The 5331-nt window shown below is 73.1% G+C and carries 2 protein-coding genes and 2 pseudogenes; 1 reads left to right on the top strand and 3 read right to left on the bottom strand.

The window, feature by feature from the left end; genetic code table 11:
• Nucleotides 1–348 (bottom strand): annotated as a pseudogene (locus tag ABYE80_RS16470) (hypothetical protein); the annotation flags it as partial.
• On the bottom strand, nucleotides 345–1226 hold the full coding sequence (locus tag ABYE80_RS16465; protein ID WP_372791392.1) for a hypothetical protein: 882 nt from the start codon (nucleotides 1224–1226) through the stop codon (nucleotides 345–347). The gene ABYE80_RS16465 and the pseudogene ABYE80_RS16470, both read right to left, overlap by 4 nt.
• A gap of 26 nt (nucleotides 1227–1252) precedes the next feature.
• Here ABYE80_RS16465 and hrpA point away from each other — a divergent pair, with 26 nt between their 5' ends.
• The gene (gene hrpA / locus ABYE80_RS16460) at nucleotides 1253–5059 is read left to right on the top strand and encodes an ATP-dependent RNA helicase HrpA (protein ID WP_372791391.1); all 3807 of its coding nucleotides are present in this window, start codon (nucleotides 1253–1255) and stop codon (nucleotides 5057–5059) included.
• A 121-nt stretch (nucleotides 5060–5180) separates the two neighbouring features.
• Here hrpA and ABYE80_RS16455 read toward each other — a convergent pair.
• A pseudogene (locus tag ABYE80_RS16455) lies at nucleotides 5181–5331 on the bottom strand (flavodoxin family protein); the annotation flags it as partial.

Below are 5331 nucleotides of genomic sequence, written 5' to 3'. Positions count from 1 at the left end.
CGGCGCCTCGTCGTCCAGCGGGACGTACAGGCGGGCGGGCAGCCGGCCCGACCCGGTCTCGACCGCCAGCGACCGGATGCCTTCGATGCGCGCCTGGCGCACGGCGCCCGCGAGGGTCTGCCGGCCGACCGCGGCGCGTGTCCCCTCCGGCCCGAGCTCATCCCAGTCCGCGCCCTCCAGGAGACCCTGCACGCGCAGCGTCAGCGCCATCTCCGGGTGCAGCGTCTGACCGTCGAGGCTCACGGGCGCCCCGGCGAGCCGCCGGACGACGCCGTCCGGGAGGGCGCCGACGAGCCAGCTGGAGACCTGCTGCAGCGGCAGCGGCAGGAGTCCCGCCGGATCGATCATCCGCACTTCTGGATGGCCTGCGCCGTCTTCTTGGCGAGATCGGGCGTGACGCTGTCGCCGCCGCGACCGATCTCCTCGACGATCTGGTCCTCCGTGATCGTCCGGCGGAGCTCCTTCACGACGCAGTCGACCTGCGCATCGGTCGCCCCGTCCTTCTTGGCCGCCTCGCGGATGCCCTTCTCGAACTGGGTCCGCAGCAGCGACTGCTCGCCGTCATCGTCGGACGAGGACGAGGACGAGTCGTCCGTCGAGCCCTGCGTGCAGTCCGTGAAGATCTTGAGGAACGTCGGGTCCGGGTCCTGGTCGGAGATCGCCTTGAACGCGATGGTCCGGAACTGGTCGTCCGGCAGCGCCGCGAAGGCCTTCACGATGCAGGTGCGCGCCTTGGCGTCGTCCAGCGGCTCGTCGCCGGACTCGCTGAACGGGGAGTTGGTCACCGACGTGGTGAGCTGAGAGCGCAGGAAGCTGATGCCGAGGTCGCTGACCTTCCAGTCGCCATCGACCTTCTCGAAGCTGAGCTCGCCGCTGGCGCCGGCCGAGTCGCCGCCCTCGACCGTCACGATGCCGGTCGCCTTGTCCCCGTCGATCTTGATGCTGCTCATCCGGGCGCCGGTCGGCTTGGGATCGTCGTCGGGGTCCGGCGCTTCGGCCTTCTTGCACTGCTCGAGCGAGCCGTAGACCATCTTCACGAAGCCCTCGGTCACGACGTCGACGCACTTGACCTCGGCGTCGGTGGTCGTGATGGCCTTGGTGGCCACCGCCTGGATCCCCTGCTCGTCGTCGGCGGTGCTCCCACCGCCGTCGTCGCCACACCCGGCGAAGGCGAGCGCGGCGGTGCCCGCCAGGATCGCGGTGACTGAGGCTGGAGAGATCCGCATGATCGCGCAGCCTATCCTCGCGGGAGATGTCCGCGACTTCCGCGCGGAACGCCCGACGAGCGGCGTCCGTCCCCGAGATCACCTATCCGCCGGATCTGCCGGTCAGCGCCCGCCGCGAGGAGCTGCGCGAGATCATCGCCGCCAACCAGGTGGTGATCGTCGCCGGGGAGACCGGGTCGGGCAAGACCACGCAGCTGCCCAAGATCTGCCTGGAGCTCGGTCGCGGGGTGGAGGGCACGATCGCGCACACCCAGCCGCGGCGCATCGCCGCGCGCACGGTCGCGGCGCGGATCGCGGAGGAGCTGAAGGTGCCGCTCGGCGGCGCGGTCGGCTACGCGGTGCGGTTCGAGCGGAAGGCGACCGACCAGACGCTCGTGCGGCTGATGACGGACGGGCTCCTGCTCGCGGAGATCGAGCACGACCGGCTGCTGCGCCGCTACGACACGATCATCGTCGACGAGGCGCACGAGCGGTCGCTCAACATCGACTTCCTGCTCGGCTACCTCGCGCGGATCCTGCCGCGGCGGCCCGACCTCAAGGTCATCATCACCAGCGCGACGATCGACGCGCAGCGGTTCGGTGAGCACTTCGACGACGCGCCGGTCGTCGAGGTGTCCGGTCGCACGTATCCGGTGGAGATCCGCTACCGGCCACTGGGGTCCGACGCCGATGCCGACGCGGGCGCGGGGGTGGGCGCGCCGGACGACGCGCAGGATCTCGACGACGACGTCGGCTCACGCGACCGGGACCAGCCGGAGGCGATCGCGGAGGCCGTCGAGGAGCTGTTCGCCGAGGGGCCGCACGGCGACGTGCTCGTGTTCCTCTCCGGCGAGCGTGAGATCCGCGACACCGCCGACCATCTGGCGGGTCGGCTCGGCAGCGACGTCGAGCTGCTGCCGCTGTACGCCCGCCTGTCGACCGCCGAGCAGCAGCAGGTGTTCCGGCGCGACCCGCGCGACACCCGGCGCCGGGTCGTCCTGGCCACGAACGTCGCCGAGACCTCGCTGACCGTGCCGGGCATCCACTACGTGGTCGACGCGGGCACCGCGCGGATCAGCCGCTACAGCTCGCGGCTGAAGGTCCAGCGGCTGCCGATCGAGCCGATCTCCCAGGCCAGCGCCCAGCAGCGGGCCGGCCGGTGCGGGCGCGTCACCGACGGCATCGCGATCCGGCTCTACAGCGAGCAGGACCACGACGCGCGCCCGCGCTTCACCGATCCCGAGATCCTGAGGACGTCGCTGGCGTCGGTCATCCTGCAGATGGCCGCGCTCGGGCTGGGGGAGGTCGCGGACTTCCCGTTCCTCGATCCACCCGACGCCCGTCAGGTGCGTGACGGCGTGCTGCTGCTCCAGGAGCTGGGCGCGCTGGCCGAGGACCGGGGGCAGATCCGGCTCACGAAGCTCGGCCGCCGCCTGGCGCAGCTGCCCGTCGACCCGCGCATGGGTCGCATGGTGCTCGAGGCGGACCGGCTGGACTGCGTCGAGGAGGTCGTCGTCATCGTCGCGGCGCTCTCCATCCAGGACCCGCGGGTACGGCCGACCGACGAGCGCGCCCAGGCCGACCAGCTCCACGCCCGCTTCAGGGAGGACGGGTCGGACTTCCTCGCCTACCTGAACCTGTGGCGCTACCTCGAGGGCCTGCAGGACGAGCTGTCGCGCACGCGCTTCCGCAAGCGCTGCCGTGAGGAGTACCTGCACTACCTGCGAGTGCGCGAGTGGCAGGACCTGGTCGCCCGGCTGCGGCAGACGGCGCGCTCGCTGAAGCTGACGCTCAACCAGCAGCCCGGATCCGCGCAGCAGGTCCACACGGCGTTGTTGTCGGGCCTGCTGTCGCACGTCGGGGTGCGGGACGCCGCCAAGCGCGACTACCTCGGGGCGCGCGGCGGACGGTTCGCGATCTTCCCCGGCTCCTCGCTGGCGCGCAAGCAGCCCAACTGGGTGATGGCCGCCGAGCTCGTGGAGACCTCGCGGCTGTGGGGGCGCGAGGTCGCGAGCATCGATCCGGCGTGGATCGAGCCGCTCGCCGACCACCTGCTCAAGCGCACCTACTCGGAGCCGCGGTGGGACCGGCGGCGGGCGGGCGCGGTCGCGACCGAGCGCGCGACGCTGTACGGCCTGCCGGTCGTCACCGGGCGGACGGTGCCCTACGCCCGGATCGATCCCGTCCTGGCGCGCGAGCTGTTCCTGCGCCACGCCCTGGTCGAGCGGGACTGGGACGCTCCCCACGAGTTCCTCGCCGCGAACGCTGCGCTGGTCGCGGAGGTCGAGAAGCTCGAGGAGCGCTCGCGCCGGCGTGGGCTGCTGGTGGGGGAGGAGGTCCTCTACGCCTTCTTCGCCTCGCGGGTGCCGCTGGAGGTCGTGAGCGGCCGGCACTTCGACCGCTGGTGGCGCGACGCGCGCCGCGAGGATCCGCAGCGGCTGCACTACACGCACGAGCTCCTGGTCGACCCCGCCGCGCGAGCGTCGCTGGACCCCCAGGCCTACCCGACCGGCTGGAAGCAGGGGGAGCACGTGTTCCGGCTGAGCTACCGCTTCGAGCCCGGCGCGCCCGACGACGGGATCACCGTCCACGTGCCGCTCGACGCGGTCGGTCAGGTGCACCCGCGCGAGTTCGAGTGGCTCGTACCCGGGCTGCGGGAGGAGCTCGTGACGACGCTGCTGCGCGGTCTGCCGAAGGAGCGCCGCCGTCCGCTGGTCCCGGTACCGGAGACCGCCACCGCGGTCCTGGCCGGCGTGCGGCCCCGTCGGGAGCCTCTGCCCCAGGCGCTCTCGCGCGAGGTCGAGGCACGCCGCGGGGTACGCGTGCCGGTCTCCGAGTGGCCCGCCGGGGAGCGTCTCCCCGACCACCTGCGCGTGACGTTCCAGGTCGAGGCGGACGACGGACGCGTGATCGGGCGCAGCAAGGACCTCGACGCCCTGCGTGAGGACGTTCGGCCGACGCTGCGCGCTGAGCTCGCCAGCGAGCTGCCCGAGCTGGAGGCGACCGGGCTCACCGCCTGGACCATCGGCGAGCTGCCGCGGGTGGTGGACCTGCGCGGAGGGGCGGCGAAGGCCTACCCCGCCCTGGTCGACGAGGGCGCGACCGCCGGGGTGCGGGTGCTGGACTCGCGCGACGCCCAGGCCCAGGCCATGCGGGCCGGCACCCGGCGCCTGCTGGTATTGAGCGCGCCCTCGCCGCTGCGCTGGGTCCGCGATCAGCTCGACCTCTGGCAGCAGGTCGCGCTGGCCGACGCGCCGCTGGGTGGTCTCGACGCGGTGGTGCAGGACGCGGCGGGAGCCGCGGTCGACGCGCTCGTCGCGCGCCACGGAGGCCCCGCCTGGGATGCGGAGGCCTTCGCCACCCTGCGCGGGCACGTCGCCGGCGAGCTCGCGGACGAGACCATGGCGATCGTCGCGCGCCTGGTCGACCTGTTGGGGACGCGCAGCGACGTGATCGAGCGGGTCTCCCGGCTCGAGAGCGCCGCCGTGGCGCCCCTGCGGTCCGACGTCCTGACGCAGCTCGGCTTCCTGGTCCATCCCGGGTTCCTGACCGCGGCGGGCGCGGCCCGGCTGGACGACATCGACCGCTACCTGCGCGCGATCCTGTACCGCCTCGGGCGGTTGGCCGCCAACGACGCGCGGCACCGCGAGCTCGTGCAGGGCCTGGAGGCCGAGATCGCCGCGGTGCGCGACGCCTGGCCCGCGGGCCGGTCGCGTCCGACCGCGCTGCTGGAGCTGCCGTGGCTGGTGCAGGAGCTGCGCGTCTCCCTGTTCGCGCAGGGGCTGGGGACGAGGGTCCCGGTCTCCGAGAAGCGCATCCGCAAGGTGCTGGCGGAGGTGGCGGCGGCGCGGTGAGCGCCTGGGGGCCCCGGCGTCGTAGGGGGTGTGCCGTCTGAGCGACGCTCAGCGTCGCTGGATCGACGCACCCCCGCGTTCCCGCGGGGGGCTCCGCGAGGGCTCCGTTCCCCGCGGGGGCTCAGCGGTACTCGGGGTTGGGGTGGTCGAAGTCGCAGCCCGCGTCCCACTCCTTGCGCTGGTTGCCGTAGGCGGGGATGCCGCCGCCGCGCTTGAGCATCGCGGCCACGTGCATGAGGTTCCACGCCATGAAGACCGTGTTGCGCTGGGTG

The organism is Paraconexibacter sp. (assembly GCF_041602235.1).
GTDB lineage: Bacteria > Actinomycetota > Thermoleophilia > Solirubrobacterales > Solirubrobacteraceae > Paraconexibacter.
Note: the sequence above shows the minus strand (reverse complement) of the source record. Positions and strands in the feature narration are given on the sequence as shown.

Coding starts and splice junctions, on each gene's coding strand:
- ABYE80_RS16465 (WP_372791392.1), bottom strand. CDS start 1,226: ATGCGGATCTCTCCAGCCTCAGTCACCGCGATCCTGGCGGGCACCGCC.
- hrpA (WP_372791391.1), top strand. CDS start 1,253: ATGTCCGCGACTTCCGCGCGGAACGCCCGACGAGCGGCGTCCGTCCCC.